This window comes from Streptomyces sp. P9(2023) (genome assembly GCF_032436795.1).
GTDB lineage: Bacteria > Actinomycetota > Actinomycetes > Streptomycetales > Streptomycetaceae > Streptomyces.
In genome coordinates this window covers 1-278 of record NZ_JAUPWM010000405.1, presented here as the reverse complement: position 1 = coordinate 278, position 278 = coordinate 1, and the positions used below count along the sequence as shown (strand labels likewise).

Annotated in this window: 1 protein-coding gene; it reads left to right on the top strand. The window is 37.1% G+C overall.

What is annotated here, in order from left to right; all coding sequences use genetic code 11:
• The coding region (locus Q5762_RS40195; protein WP_399495588.1) for a hypothetical protein at positions 1-269 on the top strand (269 nt) is incomplete at its 5' end.
• Positions 270-278: the final 9 nt, after the last annotated feature.

Here is a 278-nt window from a genome sequence, read left to right as displayed (position 1 = left end):
TAGTCCAAAATAAGTATCTGGGAGTAATAATCCAGTGTTTAGTGACAGAGACCAAGACAAGCGTTAGTAGGCACATATACTTCTTTAGCGCAAGGGGTAGGATCGATCCACTTGTATATTTGGATGAATTTTTGAGGAATTCTGAACCAGTCCTAAAACGAGTAAATAGGACCGGCAATTCTTCAAGCAATAAACAGGAATACCAATTATTAAAAGATAACTTAGTCAGATCGTACAATAAGGCGCATTTTTCTTCAAAGCTTTATTGAGATCGGAAG